This is a genomic window from Vibrio pacinii DSM 19139, from assembly GCF_000711795.1.
Taxonomy (GTDB): domain Bacteria; phylum Pseudomonadota; class Gammaproteobacteria; order Enterobacterales; family Vibrionaceae; genus Vibrio; species Vibrio pacinii.
Genome location: NZ_JONH01000010.1, coordinates 72,417 through 98,895, shown reverse-complemented (window position 1 = coordinate 98,895; position 26,479 = coordinate 72,417). Strand labels below are relative to the sequence as shown.

Annotated in this window: 26 protein-coding genes; 16 read left to right on the top strand and 10 right to left on the bottom strand. The window is 46.2% G+C overall.

Annotated elements, in window-relative coordinates:
• The first annotated feature begins 192 nt into the window (after positions 1 to 192).
• The 9 genes from yaaA (at position 193) to deoD (ending at position 8,728) form a co-directional block, all read left to right on the top strand.
• A complete protein-coding gene (gene yaaA / locus BS19_RS06370; protein ID WP_038174097.1) occupies positions 193 to 969 on the top strand; it encodes a peroxide stress protein YaaA in 777 nt (258 codons plus the stop codon).
• A 13-nt stretch (positions 970 to 982) separates the two neighbouring features.
• Positions 983 to 1,123: a DUF5363 family protein gene (locus BS19_RS20375; RefSeq protein ID WP_169739006.1), complete on the top strand. Its 141-nt coding sequence runs from the start codon at positions 983 to 985 to the stop codon at positions 1,121 to 1,123.
• Between the two features lie 5 nt (positions 1,124 to 1,128).
• The gene (locus BS19_RS06365; RefSeq protein ID WP_038174096.1) at positions 1,129 to 1,896 is read left to right on the top strand and encodes a TatD family hydrolase; all 768 of its coding nucleotides are present in this window, start codon (positions 1,129 to 1,131) and stop codon (positions 1,894 to 1,896) included.
• A 204-nt stretch (positions 1,897 to 2,100) separates the two neighbouring features.
• Positions 2,101 to 3,363: a NupC/NupG family nucleoside CNT transporter gene (locus BS19_RS06360; RefSeq protein WP_038174095.1), complete on the top strand. Its 1,263-nt coding sequence runs from the start codon at positions 2,101 to 2,103 to the stop codon at positions 3,361 to 3,363.
• Positions 3,364 to 3,773: 410 nt separating this feature from the next.
• Positions 3,774 to 3,944: a XapX domain-containing protein gene (locus tag BS19_RS06355; protein ID WP_038174093.1), complete on the top strand. Its 171-nt coding sequence runs from the start codon at positions 3,774 to 3,776 to the stop codon at positions 3,942 to 3,944.
• 258 nt (positions 3,945 to 4,202) lie between these two features.
• Positions 4,203 to 4,979 (top strand): deoxyribose-phosphate aldolase, encoded by a 777-nt coding sequence (gene deoC / locus BS19_RS06350; RefSeq protein ID WP_038174091.1) that lies wholly within the window; start codon positions 4,203 to 4,205, stop codon positions 4,977 to 4,979.
• 222 nt (positions 4,980 to 5,201) lie between these two features.
• Entirely contained in the window at positions 5,202 to 6,530 is a 1,329-nt protein-coding gene (deoA, locus tag BS19_RS06345) for a thymidine phosphorylase (RefSeq protein ID WP_038174090.1), read from the top strand.
• A gap of 188 nt (positions 6,531 to 6,718) precedes the next feature.
• Complete coding sequence (locus tag BS19_RS06340) at positions 6,719 to 7,939, top strand: phosphopentomutase (protein WP_038174089.1); 1,221 nt, start codon at positions 6,719 to 6,721, stop codon at positions 7,937 to 7,939.
• 69 nt (positions 7,940 to 8,008) lie between these two features.
• Complete coding sequence (gene deoD, locus BS19_RS06335; RefSeq protein ID WP_038174087.1) at positions 8,009 to 8,728, top strand: purine-nucleoside phosphorylase; 720 nt, start codon at positions 8,009 to 8,011, stop codon at positions 8,726 to 8,728.
• A 142-nt stretch (positions 8,729 to 8,870) separates the two neighbouring features.
• On the opposite strand, the gene BS19_RS06330 is transcribed toward deoD, so the two are convergent.
• Complete coding sequence (locus BS19_RS06330; RefSeq protein ID WP_038174086.1) at positions 8,871 to 9,476, bottom strand: YtjB family periplasmic protein; 606 nt, start codon at positions 9,474 to 9,476, stop codon at positions 8,871 to 8,873.
• A 105-nt stretch (positions 9,477 to 9,581) separates the two neighbouring features.
• Here BS19_RS06330 and serB point away from each other — a divergent pair, with 105 nt between their 5' ends.
• The gene (gene serB, locus BS19_RS06325; RefSeq protein WP_038174085.1) at positions 9,582 to 10,562 is read left to right on the top strand and encodes a phosphoserine phosphatase; all 981 of its coding nucleotides are present in this window, start codon (positions 9,582 to 9,584) and stop codon (positions 10,560 to 10,562) included.
• Positions 10,563 to 10,599: 37 nt separating this feature from the next.
• Here the strand turns inward: serB and BS19_RS06320 are convergent, their stop codons facing one another.
• Positions 10,600 to 12,948, bottom strand: a complete 2,349-nt coding sequence (locus tag BS19_RS06320; protein ID WP_038174084.1) for a PilZ domain-containing protein — start codon at positions 12,946 to 12,948, stop codon at positions 10,600 to 10,602.
• Between the two features lie 152 nt (positions 12,949 to 13,100).
• On the opposite strand from BS19_RS06320, the gene radA reads away from it, so the two are divergent.
• Complete coding sequence (radA, locus tag BS19_RS06315) at positions 13,101 to 14,480, top strand: DNA repair protein RadA (protein ID WP_038174082.1); 1,380 nt, start codon at positions 13,101 to 13,103, stop codon at positions 14,478 to 14,480.
• 143 nt (positions 14,481 to 14,623) lie between these two features.
• Here the strand turns inward: radA and csdA are convergent, their stop codons facing one another.
• From csdA to BS19_RS06295, 4 genes are all read right to left on the bottom strand, one after another.
• Positions 14,624 to 15,835: a cysteine desulfurase CsdA gene (csdA, locus tag BS19_RS06310; RefSeq protein WP_038174081.1), complete on the bottom strand. Its 1,212-nt coding sequence runs from the start codon at positions 15,833 to 15,835 to the stop codon at positions 14,624 to 14,626.
• Positions 15,835 to 16,434, bottom strand: a complete 600-nt coding sequence (locus tag BS19_RS06305) for a DJ-1 family glyoxalase III (RefSeq protein ID WP_038174079.1) — start codon at positions 16,432 to 16,434, stop codon at positions 15,835 to 15,837. The genes csdA and BS19_RS06305 overlap by 1 nt, the downstream gene beginning before the upstream one ends.
• On the bottom strand, positions 16,431 to 17,321 hold the full coding sequence (panE, locus tag BS19_RS06300) for a 2-dehydropantoate 2-reductase (protein WP_038174077.1): 891 nt from the start codon (positions 17,319 to 17,321) through the stop codon (positions 16,431 to 16,433). The genes BS19_RS06305 and panE overlap by 4 nt, the downstream gene beginning before the upstream one ends.
• Before the next feature lie 109 nt (positions 17,322 to 17,430).
• Positions 17,431 to 18,174 carry an outer membrane protein OmpK gene (locus tag BS19_RS06295; protein ID WP_038174076.1) on the bottom strand — a complete coding sequence of 248 codons (744 nt, stop codon included), beginning with the start codon at positions 18,172 to 18,174 and terminating at the stop codon, positions 17,431 to 17,433.
• A 346-nt stretch (positions 18,175 to 18,520) separates the two neighbouring features.
• On the opposite strand from BS19_RS06295, the gene BS19_RS06290 reads away from it, so the two are divergent.
• From BS19_RS06290 to BS19_RS06280, 3 genes are read left to right on the top strand one after another with little or no spacing between them, the layout of a single operon-like run.
• Complete coding sequence (locus BS19_RS06290; protein WP_038174075.1) at positions 18,521 to 19,102, top strand: LON peptidase substrate-binding domain-containing protein; 582 nt, start codon at positions 18,521 to 18,523, stop codon at positions 19,100 to 19,102.
• 58 nt (positions 19,103 to 19,160) lie between these two features.
• Positions 19,161 to 19,745: a sigma-70 family RNA polymerase sigma factor gene (locus tag BS19_RS06285; protein WP_038174073.1), complete on the top strand. Its 585-nt coding sequence runs from the start codon at positions 19,161 to 19,163 to the stop codon at positions 19,743 to 19,745.
• The gene (locus BS19_RS06280; RefSeq protein WP_038174071.1) at positions 19,742 to 20,404 is read left to right on the top strand and encodes a ChrR family anti-sigma-E factor; all 663 of its coding nucleotides are present in this window, start codon (positions 19,742 to 19,744) and stop codon (positions 20,402 to 20,404) included. The genes BS19_RS06285 and BS19_RS06280 overlap by 4 nt, the downstream gene beginning before the upstream one ends.
• A gap of 70 nt (positions 20,405 to 20,474) precedes the next feature.
• Here the strand turns inward: BS19_RS06280 and BS19_RS06275 are convergent, their stop codons facing one another.
• The 4 genes from BS19_RS06275 to BS19_RS06260 form a co-directional block, all read right to left on the bottom strand.
• Positions 20,475 to 21,854, bottom strand: coding sequence for an AmpG family muropeptide MFS transporter (locus tag BS19_RS06275; RefSeq protein ID WP_038174069.1), 1,380 nt, complete (start codon positions 21,852 to 21,854; stop codon positions 20,475 to 20,477).
• Positions 21,855 to 21,927: 73 nt separating this feature from the next.
• Entirely contained in the window at positions 21,928 to 22,473 is a 546-nt protein-coding gene (locus BS19_RS06270; protein ID WP_038174068.1) for a peptidylprolyl isomerase, read from the bottom strand.
• Complete coding sequence (locus BS19_RS06265) at positions 22,473 to 23,042, bottom strand: YajG family lipoprotein (protein ID WP_038174067.1); 570 nt, start codon at positions 23,040 to 23,042, stop codon at positions 22,473 to 22,475. The genes BS19_RS06270 and BS19_RS06265 overlap by 1 nt, the downstream gene beginning before the upstream one ends.
• Positions 23,043 to 23,103: 61 nt before the next feature.
• Positions 23,104 to 24,234, bottom strand: coding sequence for a methyltransferase (locus tag BS19_RS06260; protein ID WP_038174066.1), 1,131 nt, complete (start codon positions 24,232 to 24,234; stop codon positions 23,104 to 23,106).
• Between the two features lie 161 nt (positions 24,235 to 24,395).
• Here BS19_RS06260 and bolA point away from each other — a divergent pair, with 161 nt between their 5' ends.
• Together bolA and BS19_RS06250 are read left to right on the top strand one after the other, a co-directional pair.
• Positions 24,396 to 24,704, top strand: a complete 309-nt coding sequence (gene bolA / locus BS19_RS06255; RefSeq protein WP_038174064.1) for a transcriptional regulator BolA — start codon at positions 24,396 to 24,398, stop codon at positions 24,702 to 24,704.
• Between the two features lie 430 nt (positions 24,705 to 25,134).
• A complete protein-coding gene (locus tag BS19_RS06250; RefSeq protein WP_038174062.1) occupies positions 25,135 to 26,475 on the top strand; it encodes a Na(+)-translocating NADH-quinone reductase subunit A in 1,341 nt (446 codons plus the stop codon).
• Positions 26,476 to 26,479 lie beyond the last annotated feature (4 nt).

Below are 26,479 nucleotides of genomic sequence, written 5' to 3'. Positions count from 1 at the left end.
TTGCCTGCGTCAATTCACCCTAATCACATAGGGACACTATGCTCATAGGGCTGAATGGACTTGCCGCCTAGCTACAACTCCAATTATTTAGGTTATCAGATTTGCCTATCAAAACGATTTAAAAAGCCATGCAGACATTGCATGGCTTTTTTTGTAACCTATAGCTCAACGTACAATAGATAGAGTAAAGTCATGTTAGTTGTCGTGTCACCAGCGAAAACCTTAGATTATGAATCACCACTCGCAACGCAGAAGTATACCCAACCTGAGTTGCTTGACTATTCAAAACAGTTAATTGAAGTTTGCCGTCAATTAACACCTGCTGACGTTGCCAGTTTGATGAAAGTCAGTGATAAGATTGCTGATCTCAATGTTGGTCGTTTCCAGGAGTGGAGTGATACATTTACACCAGACAATGCACGTCAAGCTATCTTGGCGTTTAAAGGTGACGTTTATACTGGCCTTGACGCCGAGTCTTTGTCTGAAGACGATTTCGCTTATGCTCAGGATCATCTGCGGATGCTATCTGGTCTCTATGGGCTACTTAGGCCACTTGATCTTATGCAGCCATACCGCCTAGAGATGGGAACCAAACTCGCCAACGACAAAGGCAGTAACCTCTACCAGTTTTGGGGCAATGTGATCACCGATAAGCTTAATCAGGCGATTGCCAAGCAAGGTGACAATGTACTGATTAACTTAGCGTCGAATGAGTATTTTAAAGCGGTCAAGCCGAAAGCGCTTGATGCGCAAGTGATTACCCCGGTATTTAAAGATTGCAAGAAAGGGCAATATAAAGTGATCAGCTTCTACGCCAAGAAAGCACGCGGCATGATGGCACGCTATATTATTGACAACAGAATCTCTAGTGTCGCGGACTTAACTCAGTTTGATACGGCGGGGTATTACTTTGCCGAGCAGGAATCAACACCGACTGAATTGGTGTTTAAGCGCGCAGAGCAGTCATAACAAGGGGGCGATAATGATCAACTGGCTTAAACGCTTAATCGCACGATACGACGCTTGGTGTCTGTCAATGGGATTGACGCCGGAGAATAAGCGTAGTTGTGTGCCTTATCGCCGTGACCCAGCTCATCATGACTCTGATAATTCTGAGGCGTAGCCCTAGTGCGCCTTTTTGATACCCACTGCCATTTTGATTTTGCCCCTTTTGCTGATGATATTGCGGCTCATCTCGCACAGGCCCATAGCGTTGGTGTCGAGAGGATTATGCTGCCCTCTATCGGGGCAGAAAATTGGCAGTTAGTGCGCGATTTAGCCAGTCGCCATTGCTCTATTTACTATGCGCTTGGTTTCCACCCCTATTTTTTAACCCCCGATGCCTCGATTAAACAGCTTGAAAAGCAGCTTTCGGAGCGTGATAACAAATGCGTTGCGGTAGGTGAGTGTGGCCTAGACGCTATGATTAACATCGACCCGCAGTGGCAAGAACAACTGTTTATTGCTCAAGTTCGCTTAGCTCAGCAGAGCCAATTGCCTTTGGTTATTCACTGTCGAAAAAGTCAGCCACGATTGTTGCAATTGTTAAAGCAACTTCGTTTCGAACAAGGGGGCGTGGTACACGGTTTTTCTGGTAGCTACCAACAAGCAATGCAGTGGGTTGAACGTGGTTTTTTCATTGGCGTCGGCGGCGTGATTACCTATCCACGTGCGCAGAAAACTCGACACGCGATCGCTTCGCTTCCCTTGCAGTATATCGTTTTAGAGACGGATTCTCCCGACATGCCATTGAATGGTCATCAAGGCAAGCCGAATCATCCCAAAATGATAGCTCAAATATTGACCTGCCTCTCGGAGTTAAAGGAAATGCCTAAGCAAACGGTTGCTGAAAACGTTTGGAAAAATAGCAATCTGGTGTTCGGTATTTGTGAATAATTCCCAAAGAAATTGTTCATTTGATGAATGCAAACACACCTAAATGTGACTTAATTCACGTAACTGAGTGAATGCATGATGAATCTTATCAGAAACTGTGAGGGCGGCATTACTTTATCAATGGACGGATGAGTATAATTGCGGCTTCTTTTGAGCACCATTTTGTTACACGCCAATAAATAACCTATAAGGAAGTCATAAACTATGAGCCTGTTTATGAGCCTAGTCGGCATGGCAGTATTGCTAGGACTTGCATTACTACTGTCTGATAACCGCAAAGCTATCAATCTAAGAACTGTGGGTGGCGCTTTTGCTATCCAATTTATCATCGGTGGTTTCGTTCTTTACGTACCATGGGGTCGCGACCTACTGGCTGGTTTCTCAGCTGGTGTACAGAACGTTATCGATTACGGTAAAGACGGTACTGGTTTCCTATTCGGCAGCCTTGTTAACTTCTCAGTTGACGGTATCGGTTTCATCTTTGCATTCCAAGTACTCCCAACACTAATCTTCTTCTCTGCACTTATCTCTGTACTTTACTACATTGGTGTTATGCAATGGGTTATCAAGATTCTTGGTGGTGGTCTACAAAAAGCACTAGGTACTTCACGTGCCGAGTCTATGTCTGCAGCAGCTAACATTTTTGTTGGTCAAACTGAAGCGCCACTAGTGGTTCGTCCGTTTGTACCTAAAATGACTCAATCTGAGCTATTTGCAGTAATGTGTGGTGGTTTAGCGTCTGTTGCTGGTGGTGTACTAGCAGGTTACGCGTCTATGGGTGTTCCTCTAGAATACCTTGTAGCAGCATCATTCATGGCAGCACCTGGTGGTCTTTTATTCGCTAAAATCATCAAGCCTGAAACTGACACTCCAGATGAAAATCTAGGTAATGACATTGACGGTGGTGACGACAAGCCAGCTAACGTTATCGACGCAGCTGCAGGCGGTGCATCAGTTGGTCTACAACTTGCGCTTAACGTTGGTGCAATGCTATTGGCATTCATCGGCCTAATCGCATTGGTTAACGGTATTCTAGGTGGCGTTGGCGGTTGGTTCGGTATGCCTGAGCTAACACTAGAAATCCTACTAGGTTACCTATTCTCGCCTCTAGCATTCCTAATCGGTGTGCCATGGGAAGAAGCAACAGTTGCTGGTTCATTCATCGGTCAAAAACTGGTTGTGAACGAATTCGTTGCTTACCTGAACTTCGTCCCTTATGTTGGTGAGAACGCTCAAGTAGTTGCAGCGACAGGTGCTGTGATGACTGAGAAGACTCAAGCAATCATTGCCTTCGCTCTATGTGGTTTCGCAAACCTTTCTTCTATCGCGATTCTACTAGGTGGTCTAGGTGGCCTAGCGCCAAACCGTCGTCACGACATCGCTCGTATGGGTGTTAAAGCGGTTTGTGCTGGTACGCTATCTAACCTGATGGCAGCGACAATCGCTGGCTTCTTCCTATCTTTCTAATTAAGTAAGAAAGATTATATAGACGCCACTTTAAAAGCCCCGTAGTCACACACTGTGTGCTACGGGGCTTTTTTGTTTTCAGCGTATTGTGATGACTGCGCTTACTGAGATTTCTCATTCTAGCCACTTAGCGAGCTAAGCTCCCAGAGATTAGAATCCTAGGAGCTTTGCTCCCACACTCACAATTTTGACCATCTGAGAACATGACTTGTCTGTGATTAAGTTAAGTTTTCAACCATTGTCTGTTCTCGGTTCAGACAAGCAAATACATCATGTTTGCGAGAGGCTAGCCCGCGCAAACGTTGAACAGACACTTTTTTGAGATACAAACCGTTTGCGCTCTATGAGCGACTACAGTTCCGCGATAAATATCTATAATGTAGTTAACTATAGATAGTAGGGTAAAACTCATGAATGAAGTTATCCTCGCAACCTTAGCGGGTTTTGTTGTTGGAGTCCTGTTTTCTGCGCTTAAGTTACCCATACCAGCGCCGCCTGTTTTGTCAGGCATTATGGGCATTGTTGGGGTTTACTTAGGTGGTCTAACTTATCAATGGATCATTGAGAAGTTTTTTAGCTAGAGATAATCGATACAAGGAGTATGATTATCGATAGTGGCAACATAAGTTGCTAGGGCTGAGCCCATATACGTTAGACACCGCAATCGCAGATTGTTGTGCCATAGACCAAACTGGTACTGTGCGGTGACAGGGATAGCAATTGGTATATTTTCGCTGTATATGCCGAGTCTTCAAGGAACCAAGTCCGTTCATAAATGACTGCAGTTCTAAAAATGTATTTAGAACCGTCACTTTTTTGAATATTGATCGGAGATAGAAATGAGCGATTTAAAAGCAGCAGCACTACGTGCACTAAAACTTATGGACCTAACTACGCTGAATGATGATGACACTGATGCGAAAGTAATATCACTTTGTCATGACGCTAAATCAGCAGTAGGAAACACAGCTGCAATCTGTATATACCCTCGCTTTATTCCGATTGCGAAGAAAACACTTCGTGAGCAAGGCACACCTGATATTCGTATTGCGACGGTAACTAACTTCCCACACGGTAATGACGATATTGATATCGCAGTGGCTGAAACCAAAGCAGCAGTGGCGTACGGTGCAGATGAAGTCGACGTGGTATTCCCATACCGTGCGCTGATGGCAGGTAACGAGGAAGTGGGTTTCGAGCTTGTTAAGCAATGTAAAGCGGCTTGCGGAGACATTTTGCTTAAAGTGATCATCGAAACCGGTGAGCTCAAAGAAGAAGCGCTGATCAAAAAGGCTTCTGAAATCTGTATCAAAGCGGGTGCCGACTTCATCAAAACCTCCACAGGTAAAGTGCCAGTAAACGCAACTCCAGAATACGCTCGCATGATGCTAGAAGTGATTCGTGACATGGGCGTTGCCGAAAGTGTGGGTTTCAAACCTGCTGGTGGCGTTCGTACGGCTGAAGATGCACAAGCGTATTTGGCAATGGCAGATGAGATCCTAGGTGATAACTGGGTGGATGCTCGTCATTACCGTTTTGGTGCGTCAAGCCTACTAACTAACCTACTTAATACATTAGAAGTGACAGACGAGACTGCTGATCCAGCAGCCTACTAATTTTCTCGTATATTTGACGGCGCAGCGTTGTTGTCTACGTAAGTTCATCCTAATCACATAGAGCCTCTAAGCTCATAGGAATGAACTTACTTGCCGCCTAGCTGCAACGCCAAATATGTAAGAATTGATGAAAATAAAGTCTGTTTGGTGGAGCGGCATTTTGCTGTTCCACATAACCTCTTTACCTTACAACTATCGCTATTCACAGCGTGGGAGGGTCTAATGTACTTACCTCAAGAAATCATTCGTAAAAAACGCGACGGCGAAGTGCTAACCGCGGAAGAAATTAACTTCTTTATTCAAGGTGTGGCAAATAATAGCGTCTCTGAAGGTCAGATTGCAGCGTTTGCTATGGCGATTTTTTTTAATGAAATGACCATGCCTGAACGTATTGCTTTAACGTGTGCAATGCGTGATTCAGGCATGGTGATTGATTGGAGCCACAAGAACTTCGGTGGTCCAATCGTTGATAAACACTCAACTGGTGGTGTCGGCGACGTAACCTCACTGATGCTTGGCCCTATGGTGGCCGCATGTGGTGGTTTTGTACCCATGATTTCGGGTCGTGGTCTTGGTCACACTGGTGGTACACTTGATAAACTTGAGTCTATTCCAGGCTACAACATTACCCCAACTAACGAAGTGTTTGGTGATGTGACTAAAGACGCCGGTGTGGCTATCATCGGTCAAACGGGCGATCTTGCCCCGGCAGATAAGCGTGTTTACGCAACACGTGATATTACCGCGACAGTAGACAACATCTCACTGATTACTGCGTCAATTCTGTCGAAGAAACTAGCGGCAGGTCTTGAGTCGTTGGTGATGGATGTCAAAGTAGGTTCTGGCGCATTTATGCCAACGTACGAGGCGTCTGAAGAACTCGCTAAGTCAATTGTAGCCGTGGCTAATGGTGCGGGAACTAAGACTACTGCAATCTTGACGGATATGAACCAAGTGCTGGCATCTTCTGCTGGCAATGCGGTTGAAGTGCGTGAAGCGGTGCGATTCCTTACTGGTGAATACCGTAACCCACGTTTGCTTGAAGTGACCATGGCGTCATGTGCTGAAATGTTAGTGCTTGGCAAGCTGGCTGATAACACCGAAGACGCGCGTGCAAAATTGATGCAAGTACTGGATAACGGTAAAGCGGCTGAGTGCTTTGGTAAGATGGTTGCAGGGTTAGGTGGTCCGGCAGATTTCGTTGAGAACTACGATAACTATCTTGATAAAGCAGACATCATCAAACCTGTTTATGCGGATGAGTCGGGCGTCGTTTCGGCGATGGATACGCGCGCTATTGGTATGGCCGTCGTCGGAATGGGTGGTGGTCGCCGCGTGGCAACCGATACGATTGATTATGCGGTGGGTTTTGACCACTTTATTCGCCTTGGTGAACAAGCGTCAAGTGATAAGCCTTTGGCGGTTATTCATGCTCGCAATGAAGCGCAGTGGCAAGAAGCTGCGGATGCATTGAAACAAGCGATCACCGTTGGTGGTGAATACACGCCGACGCCAGAGATTTATCGTCAGATTCGCGCTGAAGACATTTAATCCCGTCATACTTGAAGTTGCAGCGTTGTTGACGGCGAAAATTCACCCTAATCACATAGAGCTTCTATGCTCCTAGGGCTGAACTTGCTTGTCGCCTAGCTGTAACTCCAATTATTTAGGGATTAACATAATATTAATAAGATTGGTCGATTGAGCATTTGCTCTCGACCAGTTAAAGGAAGAGAGCAATGAAAAGAGCATTTATTTTAGTATTAGATTCGTTTGGCATTGGTGAAACCGCTGATGCTGATAAGTTTGGTGATGTTGGTGCAGACACTCTCGGTCATATCGCTGATCAGTGTGCTCAAGGCTTAGCTGACAACGCGGATCGTCGCGGTCCGCTGACACTGCCAAACCTGTCTAAATTGGGCTTGGCGATGGCGCACAAAGAGTCAACAGGTCGCTTTGCTCCAGGTCTAGATGCCGACGTTGAGATCATTGGTGCCTATGGTCATGCGGCCGAGTTATCTTCTGGCAAAGACACGCCATCTGGTCACTGGGAAATTGCGGGTGTGCCAGTATTGTTTGATTGGGGTTATTTCACGGATAAACAGAACAGCTTCCCTACAGAGCTGACCGACCGTATTTTAGAGCGTGCAGGTCTGGATGGTTTCCTTGGCAATTGCCATGCATCGGGTACGCAAGTGCTGGATGATTTAGGTGAAGCGCATATGAAGACAGGGCAACCTATTTTCTATACTTCTGCTGACTCGGTATTTCAAATTGCTTGTCACGAAGAGACCTTTGGCCTCGATCGCTTGTTAGAGCTGTGCCAAATTGCGCGTGAAGAGCTTGAAGATTACAATATTGGTCGTGTTATCGCGCGTCCATTTATTGGCCCAGGCAAAGGCCAATTTGAGCGTACTGGCAACCGCCGAGACCTTTCTCTAGAGCCACCATCAGCGACAGTGTTGCAAAAATTGGTCGATGAGAAAGGTGGTCAGGTTCACTCAATCGGTAAAATTTCCGATATCTATGCTGGTTGCGGTATTACGCAAAAAACCAAAGCAACGGGTATTCCTGCACTGTTTGAAGCGACAAAAGAAGCGATCAAAGTCGCGGCTGATAACACCATTGTCTTCACAAACTTTGTCGACTTTGACTCAGCGTACGGCCATCGCCGCGATGTTGCAGGCTACGCAGCAGCACTAGAGTACTTCGATGGTCGAATCAACGAAGTCATCGAAATGATGAAAGAAGACGATATCTTGATCTTGACCGCTGATCATGGCTGTGACCCTACATGGCCAGGTACCGATCATACTCGTGAGCACATTCCCGTTATCGTTTATGGGCCGAAAGTTCCCGCAGGCTCACTGGGTTTACGCGAAAGCTTTGCTGATATTGGTCAAACGTTGGCCAGTTACTTCGGCATATCACCAATGGATTACGGTAAGAATTTTCTGTAATCACTATTCATATTAATAGAGGGCTTGCCCCTCTATTATTTTGTTATCGTTAACTAAGGACATTCAATCATGGCAACTCCACATATCAATGCAGAAATGGGCGCATTCGCTGATGTAGTTCTTATGCCAGGTGACCCACTACGTGCCAAATACATTGCAGAAACTTTCCTAGAAGATGTTGTACAGGTATGTGACGTACGCAATATGTACGGTTTCACGGGCACTTACAAAGGTCGTAAAGTTTCTGTTATGGGCCACGGTATGGGTATTCCATCGTGCTCAATTTACGCCACTGAGCTAATCAAAGACTTCGGGGTTAAGAAAATTATCCGTGTCGGTAGCTGTGGTGCGGTTAGTGAAGATATTAAAGTTCGCGATGTTGTGATTGGCATGGGCGCATGTACTGACTCGAAAGTGAACCGTATTCGCTTTAAAGATCATGATTTTGCGGCAATTGCTGACTACAAAATGGTTCGCGCTGCAGAAGATGCGGCCAAAGCGCGCGGCATTGAAGTAAAAGTGGGTAACTTATTCTCTGCTGAGCTGTTCTACACGCCAGATCCAGAAATGTTTGATGTCATGGACAAGTACGGCATCGTCGGTGTTGAAATGGAAGCGGCTGGTATTTATGGCGTATGTGCCGAATATGGTGCGAAAGCGCTGACTATCTGTACGGTGTCTGATCATATCAAGACGGGTGAGCAAACTACGTCTGATGAGCGTCAAACTACCTTTAACGATATGATGATCATCGCGTTAGACTCAGTTCTTCTTGGTGATGCCGAGTAACATCACTTCGCTCCGAGATCGGTTCGTGATTAGCAAATCGAGTGTTACCAGCAGTCGGGGTGCTTGTTAGAGCTTAATTATCTGGATGAAAAGAAGAGGGTTGACACTTAGTGTCAACCCTTAATCATTGTCTCGCGTCTCACTACATATCTTTCAACAGCAGGTTCTCGCCTTTGCGTTTGTTCGGCTTACGGCGGAAGATTAAGCCAATTAACATTCCCGCGATAAAACTCAGTCCGACCATGGTGTACATATAGCGGTCGCTTTTACGGTAATAATGATCAGAAAACGCCGTCAGCTTGCCCGTTTCAAAAGTTACACGCACAAAACCAATCACATTTTTGTCACGAATGACGGGCTCTATGAGCTGCTGTTTACCGATACGTGCGGTTTGCAGCGGAGTATCTAAACCGAGCATTTCGCGTACCGACTTCGCATTGTCACTTGCGGCCAGTTTTACCCCTTCGGCATCATAGATGGTGGCATCCACGACCAAGTCATCTTGCGCCAATTGATTGGCCAGTTTAAGTAATTGTTCTTGATCTTGTTCGACGATCTTATCGTTAGCAGACAGGGAGGCTTGCGAGATAAGAATATGAGTCAGAGTCTCTAATTGATTAGCTTGGATCTGCTCGTTGCCCTGGCTGATTTTAACGCTGTTAATGGCAATTGTGGCCACCATAGCGATCAACGAGAGTGTGCCCAACACTTTTATGGCGATACGAAATGAAAACAGGGATGAGTCCATTTTTCACCTAATATAGAGTTTAATTATACTTAAGTGCATATTGAGACTTGCGCATCTAAATTGCAATAGGTTAACGTGTTGAGAGATTTTATAGGAATTGTAAACATGGACACGTTGAAGACACTCTCTATACGTAAACACATCCCGCTTATCAACCGCCTGCCAGAAACCCGCTTTGCCACGCAATTTGATAAAGCCAAGGCAGGTTGGGTGGTTTTTGGTGATTATCTCTGCCCGAGTAAATTTGAAGATATCGACTTTTACGTCGGTTGTTACAACCCAGTGGTCGATGTCTGGAAAGTGGGCAAGTATGAAGTAGCGCTTATGGCTGGTGAGTTGACGGATCAGCATGAAGAGATCCTGCAAGCTTTAGGGCTGGATTACTCCACTTTGTATGATGTCCCTGAGCTGTCAAAGCCAGGGCTGATTGTTCTTGATATGGATTCGACCGCGATTCAGATCGAATGCATTGATGAAATCGCCAAATTGGCAGGCGTCGGTGAAGAGGTTGCGGAAGTGACCGAACGAGCCATGCAAGGTGAGCTTGATTTTGAGCAAAGCTTGCGTCAGCGCGTGGCAAAGTTGGCCGGCGCTGACGAGTCGATACTGGAAACGGTTCGTTCAACATTACCCTTGATGCCGGATTTACCCGAGCTGATTGCGACATTGCACCATTTCGGTTGGAAGACAGCCATTGCCTCGGGCGGTTTTACCTACTTCTCAGATCACCTGCAGCAGTTACTGGGTTTAGATCATGCCCAGTCAAACCAACTGGAGATTGTTGACGGTAAATTAACCGGGCAAGTACTAGGTGATGTGGTGAGTGCGCAAACCAAGGCAGACATTCTTGTTCAACTGGCTGAGCAGTACGATATTGAACTACACAATACGGTTGCGGTAGGGGATGGCGCGAATGATTTGGTGATGATGAAGGCCTCAGGCCTAGGCATTGCCTATCATGCTAAACCTAAAGTAGAGCAAGAGGCGCAAAGCGCGGTTAGGTATGTTGGCTTAGGTGGTATCGTGTGTATCCTGTCGGCGCTACTGGTTAAGCAAAAACGCGTCAGCTATCAGCCACAAGCATAAAAACATAATCAAAAGCGAGGTGATTGCCTCGCTTTACTTATTGTGTCAGCTCTAAGCGTATCAACACTTCTTCGGTAATGTCGGTCAGTTCGCCGTAGCCGACAATACTCATCATTTCTTTTTCGAGACTCCGAGCCTGATGCATACTGATCTGCGTGAGTTCATTGAGATCTTTGCGCACTAACGCTGTGATGGGATCAAAGACCGGCGCACCACAAATGCGTATGGCATAAAACTCACCGATGGTCTGGGCTTTTTTAACGAACAGTAAGCGTTGCTTTAACGTTTCAAACTCGTTACTCAGTTTGGTTTCTACTGACTGAATGCGAGAGCCAAACTTTACGGCGGTAAGGTAGAGTTCATGGTATTGAGGTACCGAACCTTGGATACGCTTCATCGGTTGTGCAAGCAGGGTATTGGTACGCCCTTTGTAGATTGGAGCCAGTGAAAAGTTTTTGTCATCGCCCAGTTTGGCTAAAATAGCTAAATAAGGTTTTAGCGGATAATTAACCCCGATGGCTTTGGGGTGCAAACCGCCCATTTTTTTCTCGACATAAAGTGGTGAGCTGACCATTTTGTCGAGTAAGATATCATGCAACCCTTCCAGTAATTCATTACTCGGTAGTAATTCTTTCTTGGCGACTAGCTTTTCTTGGTTGTGATCGATTAACTTGCCGAAGAATGCAATCGTACGCATAACCTGGCTGTCTTCGGTAATCGCGAGCTGCAGCTGTTTACCACTTGGGCTGATGCGAATAACCGTGTAAGGAACTTGGTTAAGTGGCAGTTTTTTATCGTAAAGCTGTAACTCTTTAAAGTTGATGCTACAACTTTCTCCCGCCTTGAGTGGACTAGGGGTACTTAAGGCGAGGCTGATGCCATGTTTCGATATATCAATACTGGTGCCTTCGTAAACCGAGCCATCAGGCGTTGACAGCGCCACCGGGGATTTAAATTGATACCTTGGCTCTTTACGTCGAGATTGAGCATCGAAGTAGATACAAGCTGGGTTGCTCTCTGGGTTACGTGCGTGACGGAAGCGATTAAGCTCACTGCTCGCGAGGCGTGGTTTGTCGGTCAGTAGGTAATCATCTCGACTGGTGTGATCAGCAATCTCTTGCAGTATCCCACAATGGGTCAAACTGTTAGTCTCTAAATCCAACTCGCTTGAGTGTTCGGCGAGCGCGCTACGCTCTTCATCGGACAACTCAAACACCGATAAACGAAAGGCTTTCCAACTCTCTTTTTTGGCCCCAATATGCCAAAACAACTGTCTTTGTTCTCGAGTCGCCTCTGGCATCATCATCGAAAAGAACAGGGTTTTCTCTTTATGTTCATGGGTAAAAGAGTAGATAACATTACTGCTGCCACGTAAGCCTGAAGCGGTGAGCTGTGACATACGTTGTTGATTGAAAAGATTACTCAGGGTTTGCTGGTTTCTTTCATCGTGCCAGTATTGCCAAATAGGAAGATTGTTTTCCGTCATCAAGGTGAGCTTTAACTCATTGCCACTAAAAAACACCGGTAAGTTACAGGTGTGCTTAAGGTAAGTGTGCTCAAAACCTCGTGAGCGGGCTCTAATGACTTTATCTTGATTGTCGTGACGTGCTTTTTGGTTATCACTGTTGAGTACATAAGTGATAACCGACTCTATAATCTTACTGGTATCAAGTTTGAGTAGGCGTAAAAATTTAACCGCATCATTTTCGTAAGATTCATCAATACCGACAATTCGATAAGGAATTGCTTTTTCGATTCCATCAACGTCGACTTTTTTACTTAATTCAACCAGCTTTACGCTGATCTCTTCACCGAGTTTATAGTCAAACGCAGAGGGGACTTTAAACTTTGCGCCAGACGGCGATAGATCAACCGTTACGCCATGAATCACCTGACCTTTGGCTAGTTTTAGCTCAATTTGAGACGACAGCTTGAGGCGGTTTTCACGCCGCTTAAGGTCATAGCCAAGGTTAATGGCCTCAACGTTGATCCCACCTTCAACATTAGGGTTCGCGTCATTACCGATAGGTTTGCCACGCTGCTGCATGACACGGAAGTTGTTGTGGGTGTTACACAGCGCTTCCCACACCCCTTCCGTGTAACCACCGAACTTACGGGTATTTTTATGGTAAGCATTAAAGGCGACATCATCTAGCCAGTGTTTGAGGCCATCGAGCTCATACTCGCGACATTCGCCCTTTACTCGGCCACGTAAGTCGATGGGTTTGGTACATGGCGCCATGACACGGTTAAGTTCCATCTTAACCAATATCTTGACCGAAGGCGGATCGTCCTCAGTCATTTGACCAAGGAGGAATTCAAAATCTTGTGAGTGGTAAGCGGGGATTAGCCGCTCAGCCAGCGAGAGAATTTCTGGTTGCTGCATATTTTTTTGTTAGAGTGTCCCTTACCCAACATATCGACCTTGATATCTAGATCTTTAATGATATGTTACTGCGGGTCAAGTCGACACAGTGGGATAAACACGTCAGTGTGTTGCTTACGTCACAATTAAACTATTTATAGGTCTGAGGATACATGGCAAAAGCGAAACGAGCATACGTCTGTAATGACTGTGGGGCGGATTTTCCCCGTTGGCAAGGACAATGTAATGCCTGTGGTGCATGGAATACCATCAGTGAGGTCCGTTTAGCGGCGTCTCCGACGGTAGCAAGACATGAGCGATTGTCTGGTTATGCCGGAGCAACCAGTGAAACGCAGGTTCAGGTTTTGTCTGACATTGATCTGCAAGAAGTGCCACGTTTTACCAGTGGTTTCAAAGAGTTTGACCGAGTACTTGGTGGCGGGGTCGTCCCCGGTGCGGCTATTTTGATTGGTGGTAGCCCTGGTGCCGGTAAGTCGACATTACTGCTACAAACCATGTGTTACTTAGCGTCGCAAATGCCCACGCTGTATGTCACCGGTGAGGAATCGTTGCAACAAGTCGCGATGCGTGCCTCACGGCTTGGTTTGCCGAAAGATAATCTCAAAATGCTGTCAGAAACCAATGTCGATCGCATTTGTCAAATCGCTGAAAAAGAGCAGCCACGAATTATAGTCATTGACTCGATCCAGGTCATGCATGTTGCGGATGTTCAATCTTCACCCGGTAGTGTTGCTCAGGTCCGTGAGGCGGCGACCGCTTTAACTCGCTATGCCAAACAGAATAATGTGTCGGTGTTTATTGTTGGGCATGTCACGAAAGATGGTTCATTGGCTGGGCCCAAGGTGCTCGAGCATATTATTGACTGCTCGGTGTTGCTTGATGGCGGCACTGATACCCGTTTCCGTACACTGCGGAGCCATAAGAACCGTTTTGGTGCGGTCAATGAGCTGGGTGTTTTTGCCATGACGGAGCAGGGACTAAGAGAGGTCAGTAATCCATCGGCGATCTTTTTGTCACGCGGCGAGGAAGAGACGTCAGGCAGTTCGGTGATGGTCGTTTGGGAAGGTACGCGGCCCTTATTAGTCGAGATTCAAGCCTTGGTTGATTACTCACAATTGGCCAATCCGCGTCGGGTTACAGTCGGGCTCGAGCAAAACCGTTTATCTTTGCTGCTGGCGGTATTACACAAGCACGGTGGCTTGCAAATGGCCGACCAAGATGTGTTTGTCAATGTCGTTGGTGGCGTTAAAGTGACCGAAACCAGTGCCGATTTAGCGTTAGTGATGGCGCTGTTATCGAGCTTTCGTGATAGACCGTTACCTAAAGATGTGGTGGTGTTTGGCGAAGTCGGTCTAGCAGGAGAAATTCGCCCTGTGCCGAGTGGGCAAGAGCGTTTGAAGGAAGCCTTTAAGCATGGCTTCAAAAGAGCGATTGTGCCCTCTGCAAATATGCCCAAAGGCGGTATTGCGGGGATGCAAATTCATGGCGTGAAGAAACTCTCAGAGGCGATTGAAGCGTTTGACGAATTATAGATGACATGAAACTGAGGTGTCATGCTAGAAACGAGGGACGAGTTATCTGGAATCTATACTGTGAGTTAACCACTTAGATTTTGAATCACACTCGTGCCTCGTTGTTCAGAATGACCCGTTTGGCGTTAAGTTTCAGTCGCTTGCTATAACATATCTACGGCTTTCTCTACCGCTGCTACAAGCCTTTCTACATCTTGTTGTGTGTTGTACAAAGCAAAAGAGGCGCGAATGGTGCCCTTAACTCCTAGCGCATCCATCAAAGGGTGTGCGCAGTGGTTGCCAGCACGCACCGCGATACCTTGCTGATCGAGTAAGGTGGCTACATCTTGATGGTGCACACCGTCAACCACAAACGAGACAACCGAAGCATTGGGTTGATAGCCAATGATGCGAACATCCTCTAGTTGAGAGAGCCCTTGATGTGCCTGCTTAACGAGTTGATGGATATATTGCTCAACCTGCTTGTGGTTGAAGGTTTGATACCATTCGATAGCCTTTGCTAATGCAAGGGCGCCAGCCACATTGGGCGTACCTGCTTCAAACTTTCCGGGCAACTGGCTGAAGGTGGTCGCGGCGAAAGAGACGCGCTCCACCATCTTTCCACCACCATGCCAGGGTGGCATGGCCTCTAGTAGCGCGAGTTTGCCATACAAAACTCCAATACCAGCCGGCGCAAACAGTTTGTGGCCAGAGAAAACATAAAAGTCGGCATCCAGTGTTTGTACATTGACAGGTTCATGCACGACGCCTTGAGCGCCATCAATCACGACCACAGCTCCAACAGCATGAGCAAGCTTAATCATCTGCTCTATCGGCTGGCGAGTGCCAGTGACATTGGTGATATGCGCTATGGCGACGATTTTAGTCGCACTACTCAGTTGCTGTTTGAAGGCATCAAGGTCAAGTTGGCAGTCTGGCAGCATCGGTATCTTGACCACTTTTGCCCCTGTTTGCTCGGCGACGATTTGCCACGGGACAATATTGGCATGATGTTCCATCTCACCGACCAATATTTCGTCACCTGGCTTTAATGTATTACGTGCGTAGGTTTGAGCAATCAAATTGATCGCTTCAGTCGCGCCGCGTGTCCAAATCACCTCTTTAGTTGATTGAGCACCAATAAAGTCAGTGACGGTCTGTCGAGCTTGCTCAAATTGACTGGTTGCCTGAGCGGTAAGACTATGGTTACCGCGATGGACATTGGCATTGGCTTGGCTGTAGTAGTGACTGATAGTATCAATCACGCACTGGGGTTTCTGCGTCGTTGCCGCACTGTCTAAATAGACTAAGCGCTGCTCATTAACCTGTTGGTTTAAAGCGGGGAATTGAGCACAAATCTGGCGTATATCAAGCATTACGCTTCACCGAGTTTTGAGTAGTGCAACGTTGGTAGTGTCACCATAGGTTCTGCAACTTGCCAAGCGAGTGCTTTTCCTGACAGGTTTACAATAATTTCTATCGCAAACTCCAATGCTGTGCCTGGCCCTTGGCTAGTTAATAAACGGTGGTTTACATCATAAGTGACACGTTTCACTCGCCAGTTTTTCTTCTCAATATGCGACTCAAAACTAGGGTGGCAAGTCATCAAAGCATCAGGGTAAAGGTTGTGATGAGCCAATACTAAAGCGGGTGTTGCGCAAATTGCCGCGACCAGTTTTCCTTCGTACATTTGTTGGCGGATAATCTCGACCAGCACTGTGCTGTCACGAAAAACTTCGGCTCCTTGAACGCCACCGGGTAAGATCACCGCATCAAATTCATCATCGGCAATATCGACCAGTTTACAATCGGCGGTTAAAGTCACCCCGCGAGAAGCTTTGAAGCTTAATCGACCGTCGAAGTCTGCGCTGGCGACGACCACGTCGTAACCTGCTCTCACCATAATATCGATGATGGTGACGGCTTCCATTTCTTCGCTGCCCGGTGCGATAGGGACCAGTACTTTCTTACTCATTGCTGCTTCCAACTCTGCTCGATCTGTTTAATCTGTTGATATAGGTGTTGATTGACGGGAGTGTTAATGCCATGAACGGCGGCGCGCTCAATCAAATAACCACTAATGAAGTCTATCTCGCTTCGCCGCTGATGGGCAATATCTTGCTGCATCGATGAGTGATTACTTGCCGTCGCTTGAATGACTTCGTTGACTGTTTGTGTCAGTTCTGCTCGCTGACACGGAATGCCTTCTGCATCCAACACTTGGCACACTTCATCGAGCAACGCGGCAAGCTGTGCTTGATAGTGTGGATGGCTTAACTCGCCATTGGTAATTTGCTCAATGGCGGTCAAAGGGTTAATCGCACAGTTGATAGCAAGCTTGGTCCACAACGCCTGTTCGATAGTATTGTTCCATACCACCCGAGGTAACGCGTGATCCATCACGTCAGCTAAAAACTGGCACTGCTTGCCTGTTGAATTGTAACCGCCAATGTGGGTTTGACCTTGACCAGTATGGAGAACGCGTAATGGTTCCGGTTTATAAGCGCCATGAGTGGTGGTCGCAAGTATGAGAGGGTTGGCCGCAAAGCGTTTGGCGGTGGCTTCTGCACTGCCCATGCCATTATGCATCAACATAATTATGGTATCGGCATTGATGTCGTCTTGCAGCGGAGTTAGAGCTTTCTCGACTTGCCACGCTTTGACTGTCACTAAAATGAGATCGGCCTGTTGAACGGATAAAAGGTCGCAATTGAGGAAGGGAATACTGGGCCGGTTATCAAGAGTAATTACAAGCTCACTGGCCTTTGATGTTGACCAGACTGACACCTTATGGCCAGCATGGTGAAAGTGTGTTGCCCAAAGTGCACCGATGGCACCCGGACCAAGAATAACAATATTCACGCTTTACTCACCTAGCAAACTATTTTCAGCAAGGATAATGAGCGCTAACAGGAAAGCAAATAAAAATGGCACCCGAAGGTGCCATTTTGACAATTTATACAATCGAAACTTAGAAGTTGTACTTCACGGTGTAGATAACCGCGTTGTCTGTTTTCGCTTGGCCTAGTTTGTTGTGTGCGTAGCGGTATTGAATACCGAGATCAACGTTAGACTGAGACTTCCACCAGAATGCTAGGGCACCGTTGTAAGATAGGTCATCGGTTTCACCATTGGTTACTAGGTAAGCGTCTTTACGTGCAAATTCAGTTTCGTGCCAGTTGGTGATGCTGAAGTTTTGCTCGCCCAGTTTAAAGTTGTAGCCACCAACCCAACCAGCCATTCCGCCGTTCATGTCAGCAAAGCCAACAGTGTTTGTGTAGTGGAAACCAACCCATGGGTTGAAGAACCAGTTGTCACCAGACAAGTTGTAAGAAAGACCAGCAACTGTGTTGCGTGCGTGGAAACCTTGGTTCTCTGTCGAGTAGGTTTGTGCGTAGAAACGCAGTTCTTTAACACCAGTTTTTACTGCGATAGAGCCTTTAGTCGACATTGCCATAGCGCTGTCGCCACCTGGAGTGCTGTCTTGGAATTCGAAATCAGCAAAACCGTACAGCTCACCCCAAGTGAAGCCAGCGCCACCTTCTAGCTCTAAGAACATGAAGTCATTTTTGTAACCACCGTTGCGATCTTCAGTACCTTGAGACCAGTCAAGGTAGTTCACGCTTACGTCGCCCCAACCGTACAGGTAATCTGCTTGAGCTGGAACTGCAGCTGCTGCTGCGATAATGCCTAGAGCTAAAAGTGATTTACGCATAATGGAAACTCTCTATGTTTGTTAACTTAAATATTGATGAGATATTTACTTAGTAGCGCAATCTCCGTTGCGCTTTGTTGAGGCGAATAATATCGATATTTATCTCAAATTCCATGTGCAACAGTGCTAAAAAAACATAAAACAGGTGATCCATATCTCATTAACAAGTAAAAAAATCAGATGTAGCGGAACTTTCATTTCGTTGCACAAAAAATGACAAAGGTATCGATTACGCAATCGATCGCCCTTTAATTTGGCGTTTGTCTAATAACCAACAGAATCCGTAAATGATCGCTTTGCAGCGAGGTAACGTAATTGTTACCAAGCAGTTTAGGAGTTGTCATTTATGCCTGAAATTATGTTGTTCCCACTTAGTTCGGTCGTTTTGCCTGAAGGGAAAATGCGTCTGCGTATCTTTGAACCAAGGTACAAGCGCCTGATCTCGCAAGCACTCAAATCCGATGGTTGCTTCGGTATCTGTCTGTTTGACCCTGCACAAGCCAAATCAAGCGGCGAATTGTCAGCGGTCGGTACATTAGTGAAAATTACCGACTTCGAATCTTTGGATGATGGGCTGTTGGGTATTTCAGTCACGGGATTAAAAAAGTTTCGAATTCAGCGGGTCAGAGTCGAATACGATGGGCTGAGATTGGCGCGCGTCGAGTCACTTTCTAACTGGGATGTGACTAGCTTGGATTACCAAGCTGAACCTTTGAGTCAGGGGCTAGCCAAAATCTATCAACAATTTCCAGACTTGGGCGAACTTTACCAGCAACGTTTTTTTGATGATGCTAGTTGGGTCACCCAGCGGTGGTTAGAGATTTTACCTATGAGTAATCAAAAGTTTGACTCATTGGTTACTCAGGCCGATTGCAGTGGAGCGATCGAATTTTTAAAACGAACATTGAATAATACTCAGGTTCAGTGATCGGTTAGTGCTCAGCATCGTATACAATGGATAGAGGGCTCCCATTAAGGATATCGAGATGGCCGAAATAGACACCCAAGCTTTTAAAAAAGCAGACTGGGCTTCGTGTATGGAAAAAGTGAAACAGAAAGACAAACAGGCGTTTGCGTTGGTTTTTACTCACTTTTCTCCCCGATTAAAACAGTTCGCTTACCGTCACATGGGCAATGAACAAGTGGCGTTGGAGATAGTCCAAGACGCACTGGCGACAGTGTGGCAAAAGAGTACGTTATTTGACGGCAGTAAAAGTTCGTTATCGACTTGGATCTACACGATTGCGCGAAACCTCTGTTTTGACACTTTGAGAAAGCAGAAGGGCAGAGAAATGCACATCCACTCTGAAGATATTTGGCCAAACGATTATTGTCCGCCAGACATGGTTGAACATTATTCTCCTGAAACAGAGATGCTTAAACAGCAGATCGTTAAATATCTCGATTTGCTGCCTGATGCACAAAGGAAAGTCGTTCAAGCTGTTTACCTAGAAGAGCTCCCTCATCAACAGGTAGCGGACATGTTCGATATTCCGCTCGGCACTGTCAAATCACGTTTGCGTTTGGCCGTGGAAAAGTTACGCAATACCATAGAGGTAGATAAATTATGAGTTTTCATCCACAAGCCGAACTTCTTCAAGCTTATGCGCAAGGTACCCTGGATGACGTGAGTGCCTTTACGGTTGCAACGCATATTGAAGGTTGTCCACAATGCCAGCGAGAAGTAGCGCTGTTTGAAGCAGAGTGTGGCGAGGCCCTTTTTGCAGCTCCAGTGCCTTCTCAAGACAATTTTGATGATATGTTCAATCAAATTGTATCACTGGAACAAAACGATAAGCCGTTTCGTCCGCAAAGACAGCCAACTTATATTGAAGTAAATGGGAAGTCGTTCCGTTTGCCGCTTTCTTTGTCGCGCTTTCGTGACCAAGTGGGAGAGTGGAAAAGTTACGGCGGTAAGGTGTTCAGTGCGTCAGTCGATATTTCAAATGATGCTCGTGTCAGTTTGATGTACATTACTGAAAATGTGTCGATCCCTCAGCACACCCATAAAGGTTTAGAATCAACTTTGGTGCTGCACGGCGGCTTTAGTGACGAAGATGGTCACTACGAAGTGGGTGACTTCCTATTAAAAGACGCATCGATCAAGCATAGCCCAAGCACCAAAGTCGGCGAAGATTGTCTATGCTTAACCGTTCTCACCGAACCGATGATTTTCACCCAAGGCGTTGCCAGAGTGTTTAATCTGTTTGGCAAGGGATTGTACCCTTAATCGCTAGGTCTTATTTAAACCTGCAACGAAGATAGAATAAAGGCTTGGTAATTGACCAAGCCTTTGTTGTTTATCCTTCCGTCTGTGACTCTTTCTCGTCCCTTTTCCTGGCATTATTAAGAATGTCTGCAAAGTAATGGCGCAGTGAGTAGAGCATGATCAAGCTTGGAATAACCATCACCGCTGTGACAATAAAGAAGGTCGACCAATCATTGAGGTAGTCGACTAATTCTCCGGAAAAAGAGGCTAAGGTAGTCCGGCCGAAGTTTCCGAGTGAGGCGAGTAAAGCGTACTGGGTGGCAGAGAAAGCTTGCCCGGTGACGACCGTTAAGAACGAAACAAACGCCACGGTTGAAAACGCCGAGGTGAAGTTGTCCACGGCCAGAGTAGCCAAGAATAAGTATTCATTTGGCCCGACGTTGGCTATCCAAGCGAACATTAAGTTACTTGAAGCCATTGCGATACCACCAATCATTAGGCCGCGAATGATTCCAAATTTCACATTGACCATACTGCCAACTAAGGTAAACAAAATAGTCAGGCCCCAGCCAATCAATTTAGAGTAGTAGCCGATTTGTTCGTTGGAGAAACCGATATCTTTATAGAAAGCGATAGACATTCGCCCTAAGAAGGCTTCGCCAATTTTAAACAAGAACACGAATAACAGCAGTGTTAAAGCAACGCGCACGCCATTTTGTTTAAAGAAGTCTAAAAAGGGTTCGACCACGGTAACCGTTAGCCAAGCAATTGCCTTATTACCTACCACTTGGGTATGACGTTGTTCTGCGGCAGCTTGGAGTGAGTCGCGCTTGGTGACGGGTTCTCCAACTAACAGAGTAAACAGCATCAGCAGAGCGACGATCGCGGCCATGCCGTAATAAACACCATTCCACCCAATCGCATCCGCATTAATAAACGCCAGATAACCTGGCACAGAGTAACCTGTCCACCAACCGATCACGGCCATTGCAGAAGCTTGCGGCAGCTTCGAAGATTCTGACTTAGGGAAAGTGTCGATACGATAAGCGTCAATGGCAATGTCTTGCGTCGCTGATGCGGTGGCGATGCCCAGTGCAAACATCGAGGTCAGCATCAGATTCTCTGCCGGGTTGACTCCGGCAATAAAGAGTGTGCAGACCAGTACCAGTGACTGACAGAGGAAAATCCAGCTTCTACGTTGACCAAGTAAGCGGTGTAAAACAGGGAGCTTGACACGGTCAACTAATGGCGCCCAAAGAAAGTTAATCGCATAAACAGCAAATACACTGCCGAAATAGCCAATCGCCGCGCGAGTTAACCCCGCGTCTTTCAGCCAGCCTGACATATTGGATCCGATCAACACCCACGGAAAACCACTGGAGCAGCCGAGCATAAACACCCACATGAGGCGTCTATCCATGTAACTGCGAATAGTCTCTAGCCAAGACATCGATGTAGAGTCAGAGGACATACTCTATTCCTTGTTTGAAATTGGGGCAGCAAGAAAATTAAGGCTCTAACCACTGTGGGTAGAGCCTTAGCCGTTATTTTAGAAGTGTCGCTTTGGTTATAATGATGGGGGTGACAGGGACGTCACGATAGCGTCCAACGGACTGAGTGGGTTGTTGTCCCATATTTTGAATGACATCAAATCCTTGAGTGACCTTGCCAAAAACCGCATAACCAGGTGGACGTTGATCGTAGTCCAAGAAGCTGTTGTCAGCGAAGTTGATGAAGAACTGTCGAGTTGCTGAATCTGGGTTATTGGTTCTCGCCATGGCAACGGTTGCTGTAGCGTTTTTTAGTCCATTCGCTGCTTCGTTCTTGATTGGCGAATATGTCGGTAGTGACTGCATGTTTTTATCAAAACCACCACCTTGAGCCATAAAGCCAGGAATAACACGATGGAACTGAGAACCGACATAGCTGCCATCTTCAACATATTTAATGAAGTTGGCGACCGTTACAGGTGCTTTCTCTTGGTTAAGTTCAACCGTAAACGAACCAAGATTGGTTTCAAAAGCGACTTTCGGTCCTGCAAACGCAACGCTAGTGACGAGCGCAAGTGAGGCGATGGCCGTTTTCCACATTAGAAACGCTCCTGCATGTAGTTTTGTAGCTCGCGGTCATTGGCAATTTCTTGCATGACTAAGTTAATGACGTCATTGAGCACGGTCTCAATCTCTTCATTAGAGGCACTAAGTGCACCAGTACGCTTTGCTGTGCCAGTGTAAGTCTTGGTCAATTTCCCCTGCGGCGTTTCAGCGGTGATCTCGAGTACGACTTTACCGTCCATCTCGTTTTCCATGACCGTATGCTTAACAGAAACCAGTGCTTCTTGAACCTCAACTTGCAGTGAGTTTTCACTGTTAACTGTGCTGCGGAAACCTTGGGATTGGAATTGTTCCAACAGTGCGTTTTCAATCGAAATTCGAACATTTTGCTTGGAGTGAATCGGCTCGATATTAGAGCGACCACTGTCGACTAGAGCAACATATTGTGCGGAACGAACATCTTTACTTGTTAGGGTAAAGGCCGCATCTTGAACTAAATCGCTATTGCTCAGTACAGCCTTTGGCATAAAGCTAATTTGCTCATGTTGCGGCGCTGAACACGCTGCGAGTAATGCCATTGAAGCGGCTAGAACCAGTTTTCTCATTACAATTTCCTTTCTTTGGTATCTCTGAGAGCTTTCAAATGTTCAGACAGATAATAGTGGACTATTTAGTCGCTTGTAAAATAACAAATTTATTGTTCGACGCAGCAACCTTGATCTTCGACTTACCAAACAGTCTTGCTAACTTTCCATCGTAGCCGAGGTGGCGGTTACCGATAACTAATAATTGCCCACCAGAGGTAAGAATTTGCTTTGCATCACAGAACATCTGCCAAGCGATGTGATCAGTAATGGCTTGCTGCTGGTGGAAGGGTGGATTACAGACAATTAAGTCGATGTCTTGTGCCACCATACCGTCTAAGCAATTATTGGCGATGCAGGTGATATCGCGCTCATCACCAAGGTTTGACTTTAGGTTTTGGCGAGCCGACTCGACCGCCATAAAACTCTCATCAACACAGGTGATTTTGATCTGTGGGTTGAGTTTTCCCAGCTTAACCGACAATACGCCATTGCCACAGCCCAAATCTAACACATGTTGTAAATGAGGGCTTTGCGGCAGGTGCTGGAGCATAAAACGTGCGCCTAAATCTAAGCTCTCTCCCGAGTAGACATTGGGTAAGTTGTTGAGTTCGATATTTTCGTTATCGACTTGCCAACGGGTATCGGCACTGACAGGCGTCGGTTGCTCATGAGTGGCATAGCTAAAGACTAGGCGGTGTTTTTTCCACGCCAATGACGTTTTGGTTTCACCAAGGTGTTTTTCAAACAGTTTAAGGGTAGAACTATGAATTTCCTTGGCTTTATTGACCGCGATAATCGGGACTGACGCTTTCAATCCAGAGTGTAGCTGACTAAGTTGCCACACTAAATGACGATTGTTTTTGGGTAATTGCATCAGTACTAAGTCAGCATCATGAGGGATAGGATCCATGGTCGTTACCAATGTGATCTCTGGGCCATCATTCAGTGCTAAATTTGCTTTGGCTGCTTGATGAGCAATATAAGAGTCGCTCATCATGGTAATGCGGTGTTGGTGACTAAACCAGCAGCTCAGAGCACCGAAGTTGTCATTAAGAATAACAATGTGCTTTGGCGTGTCGAGGTTCATTGCCTCGACGTGATTGATAAGGTACTCATCGCCCGCGTCCCAAGCCTGAAGCGTTTCATTATTTCGCTTGGGGTATCGATGTAGCGAGAGGGTACGCTCGTGGAGCGCTAACTCAGTTTTCATAATACGAACTCAGTTTTCGTTATAATAGTGGGATTCAGGTGATCCGTAATGGCGCGATTGTCGCAAAAGCAACTGCATGTGAAAACTAAAACCTTTAGCTTTGTGCTTATCGAGATTATTATCGAGTTTACTCTATTGTTTATATCTGATGGTGAAGCAAGATGCTGCAAGAAGTAATAGAAAGCAAACTCCAACATAGCTTTGAACCTGCGCATTTGAATGTGGTTAATGAAAGCTACATGCACAATGTGCCCGCGGGGTCTGAAAGCCATTTTAAAGTTGTGGTGGTCAGTGACAATTTTGAAGGGATGCGTTTAATCGCACGTCACCGTCAAATCAATCAGACGCTTGCAGATGAATTGTCGAATCATATCCATGCACTTTCGATTCACGCTTATACGGTAAAAGAGTGGCAAGAGCAGCAGGGCATTGCGCCGGACAGTCCGATGTGTTTGGGTGGATCTAAGTGATCATCGCGTTATAAAGGGCAATATTGCCCTTTATCCTTACTATCAGTAAGTATTAACAAGCTAGAAACAAATTGGCACAGTAATTGTTTTTAAAACAAAATATTTCAGTGTGTGAATGAATGTTTTTTCTGCCCAATTTCGCCAATATCTCGGTTTGTGCGGTGGCTCAAAGTTATGACTATTCCTTAGCCTTTTAAACTCAATTACTTCCAAATATCACGCTTTACTCTGTCATTCATCATGGCATCCAAATCTAAAAAGATGATAGACTATCGCACCTGATAAATCTCGCTGACTTCCTGTAGCGAGGTTTTTAATAGGATGTTGCGATTTTGGTGTTTTAAACATCACCAAAACCGGACACTAGTGTCGTGTCTAAAAGTTACGCAATTAAAGAATCTTTTTCCCGATAAAAGTAGTGCAAGTGCGTATGATTACAATAAAGAAAGGGTTGGATCTGCCAGTGGCAGGAACTCCATCCCAGGTGATTAATGATGGTAAAACCATCAAAAAAGTCGCCTTGCTTGGCGAAGAGTACGTCGGCATGCGTCCAACCATGCATGTCCGCGTAGGCGATGAAGTAAAAAAAGCTCAGATTCTTTTTGAAGACAAGAAGAACCCTGGGGTGAAATTTACTTCACCGGCAGCTGGTAAAGTGATCGAAGTTAACCGTGGCGCTAAGCGTGTCCTTCAATCTGTTGTGATTGAAGTGTCAGGCGAAGAGCAGGTAACGTTTGATAAGTTCGAAGCTGGCCAACTAGCAAGTCTAGACCGTAACACGGTAACGACTCAGCTGGTTGATTCTGGCCTTTGGACCGCTTTACGTACTCGTCCGTTCAGCAAGGTTCCAGCAATCGAGTCTTCTACTAAGGCAATTTTTGTCACTGCGATGGATACCAATCCGTTAGCAGCACAGCCTGAGTTGATCATTAATGAGCAACAAGAAGCGTTTGTCGCTGGTTTGGATGTACTTTCAACTTTGACTGATGGCAAGGTTTACGTTTGTAAATCTGGTACAAGTCTTCCTCGTTCTTCTCAACCTAATGTTGAAGAGCACGTTTTTGATGGCCCTCACCCAGCAGGCCTTGCTGGTACCCACATGCATTTCCTGTATCCAGTGAATATAGAGAATGTGGCGTGGAGCATTAACTACCAAGACGTGATTGCGTTTGGTCAGTTATTCCTAACTGGTGAGCTATACACTGATCGTGTTATCTCTCTGGCAGGCCCTGTTGTGAATAACCCTCGTTTAGTTCGTACGTCACTAGGTGCTAGCCTAGATGACATTACGGACAACGAGCTAATGCCAGGTGAAGTTCGTGTGATTTCCGGTTCGGTACTATCAGGTACTCATGCAACGGGTCCTCACGCATACCTAGGTCGTTACCACGTGCAGATCTCTGTATTACGTGAAGGCCGTGAGAAAGAGCTGTTTGGCTGGGCGATGCCTGGTAAGAACAAGTTCTCTGTCACTCGCTCATTCCTTGGTCATGTCTTCAAAGGTCAGCTGTTTAACATGACAACCACGACCAATGGTAGTGACCGTTCGATGGTTCCAATTGGCAACTACGAGCGCGTAATGCCTTTAGATATGGAGCCAACATTGCTGCTTCGCGATCTATGTGCAGGTGACTCCGACAGTGCGCAAACACTGGGTGCCCTAGAGCTAGATGAAGACGACGTAGCGTTGTGCACCTTTGTTTGTCCAGGTAAATACGAGTACGGTGAACTCCTTCGTGAATGCCTAGATAAAATCGAGAAGGAAGGGTAATTTT

What these genes read in the sequence shown, in the direction of transcription:
- yaaA (WP_038174097.1), top strand. Translation starts at nt 193, where the DNA reads ATGTTAGTTGTCGTGTCACCAGCGAAAACCTTAGATTATGAATCACCA.
- BS19_RS20375 (WP_169739006.1), top strand. Translation starts at nt 983, where the DNA reads ATGATCAACTGGCTTAAACGCTTAATCGCACGATACGACGCTTGGTGT.
- BS19_RS06360 (WP_038174095.1), top strand. Translation starts at nt 2,101, where the DNA reads ATGAGCCTGTTTATGAGCCTAGTCGGCATGGCAGTATTGCTAGGACTT.
- BS19_RS06355 (WP_038174093.1), top strand. Translation starts at nt 3,774, where the DNA reads ATGAATGAAGTTATCCTCGCAACCTTAGCGGGTTTTGTTGTTGGAGTC.
- deoC (WP_038174091.1), top strand. Translation starts at nt 4,203, where the DNA reads ATGAGCGATTTAAAAGCAGCAGCACTACGTGCACTAAAACTTATGGAC.
- deoA (WP_038174090.1), top strand. Translation starts at nt 5,202, where the DNA reads ATGTACTTACCTCAAGAAATCATTCGTAAAAAACGCGACGGCGAAGTG.
- BS19_RS06340 (WP_038174089.1), top strand. Translation starts at nt 6,719, where the DNA reads ATGAAAAGAGCATTTATTTTAGTATTAGATTCGTTTGGCATTGGTGAA.
- deoD (WP_038174087.1), top strand. Translation starts at nt 8,009, where the DNA reads ATGGCAACTCCACATATCAATGCAGAAATGGGCGCATTCGCTGATGTA.
- BS19_RS06330 (WP_038174086.1), bottom strand. Translation starts at nt 9,476, where the DNA reads ATGGACTCATCCCTGTTTTCATTTCGTATCGCCATAAAAGTGTTGGGC.
- serB (WP_038174085.1), top strand. Translation starts at nt 9,582, where the DNA reads ATGGACACGTTGAAGACACTCTCTATACGTAAACACATCCCGCTTATC.
- BS19_RS06320 (WP_038174084.1), bottom strand. Translation starts at nt 12,948, where the DNA reads ATGCAGCAACCAGAAATTCTCTCGCTGGCTGAGCGGCTAATCCCCGCT.
- radA (WP_038174082.1), top strand. Translation starts at nt 13,101, where the DNA reads ATGGCAAAAGCGAAACGAGCATACGTCTGTAATGACTGTGGGGCGGAT.
- csdA (WP_038174081.1), bottom strand. Translation starts at nt 15,835, where the DNA reads ATGCTTGATATACGCCAGATTTGTGCTCAATTCCCCGCTTTAAACCAA.
- BS19_RS06305 (WP_038174079.1), bottom strand. Translation starts at nt 16,434, where the DNA reads ATGAGTAAGAAAGTACTGGTCCCTATCGCACCGGGCAGCGAAGAAATG.
- BS19_RS06295 (WP_038174076.1), bottom strand. Translation starts at nt 18,174, where the DNA reads ATGCGTAAATCACTTTTAGCTCTAGGCATTATCGCAGCAGCAGCTGCA.
- BS19_RS06290 (WP_038174075.1), top strand. Translation starts at nt 18,521, where the DNA reads ATGCCTGAAATTATGTTGTTCCCACTTAGTTCGGTCGTTTTGCCTGAA.
- BS19_RS06285 (WP_038174073.1), top strand. Translation starts at nt 19,161, where the DNA reads ATGGCCGAAATAGACACCCAAGCTTTTAAAAAAGCAGACTGGGCTTCG.
- BS19_RS06280 (WP_038174071.1), top strand. Translation starts at nt 19,742, where the DNA reads ATGAGTTTTCATCCACAAGCCGAACTTCTTCAAGCTTATGCGCAAGGT.
- BS19_RS06275 (WP_038174069.1), bottom strand. Translation starts at nt 21,854, where the DNA reads ATGTCCTCTGACTCTACATCGATGTCTTGGCTAGAGACTATTCGCAGT.
- BS19_RS06270 (WP_038174068.1), bottom strand. Translation starts at nt 22,473, where the DNA reads ATGTGGAAAACGGCCATCGCCTCACTTGCGCTCGTCACTAGCGTTGCG.
- BS19_RS06265 (WP_038174067.1), bottom strand. Translation starts at nt 23,042, where the DNA reads ATGAGAAAACTGGTTCTAGCCGCTTCAATGGCATTACTCGCAGCGTGT.
- BS19_RS06260 (WP_038174066.1), bottom strand. Translation starts at nt 24,234, where the DNA reads ATGAAAACTGAGTTAGCGCTCCACGAGCGTACCCTCTCGCTACATCGA.
- bolA (WP_038174064.1), top strand. Translation starts at nt 24,396, where the DNA reads ATGCTGCAAGAAGTAATAGAAAGCAAACTCCAACATAGCTTTGAACCT.
- BS19_RS06250 (WP_038174062.1), top strand. Translation starts at nt 25,135, where the DNA reads ATGATTACAATAAAGAAAGGGTTGGATCTGCCAGTGGCAGGAACTCCA.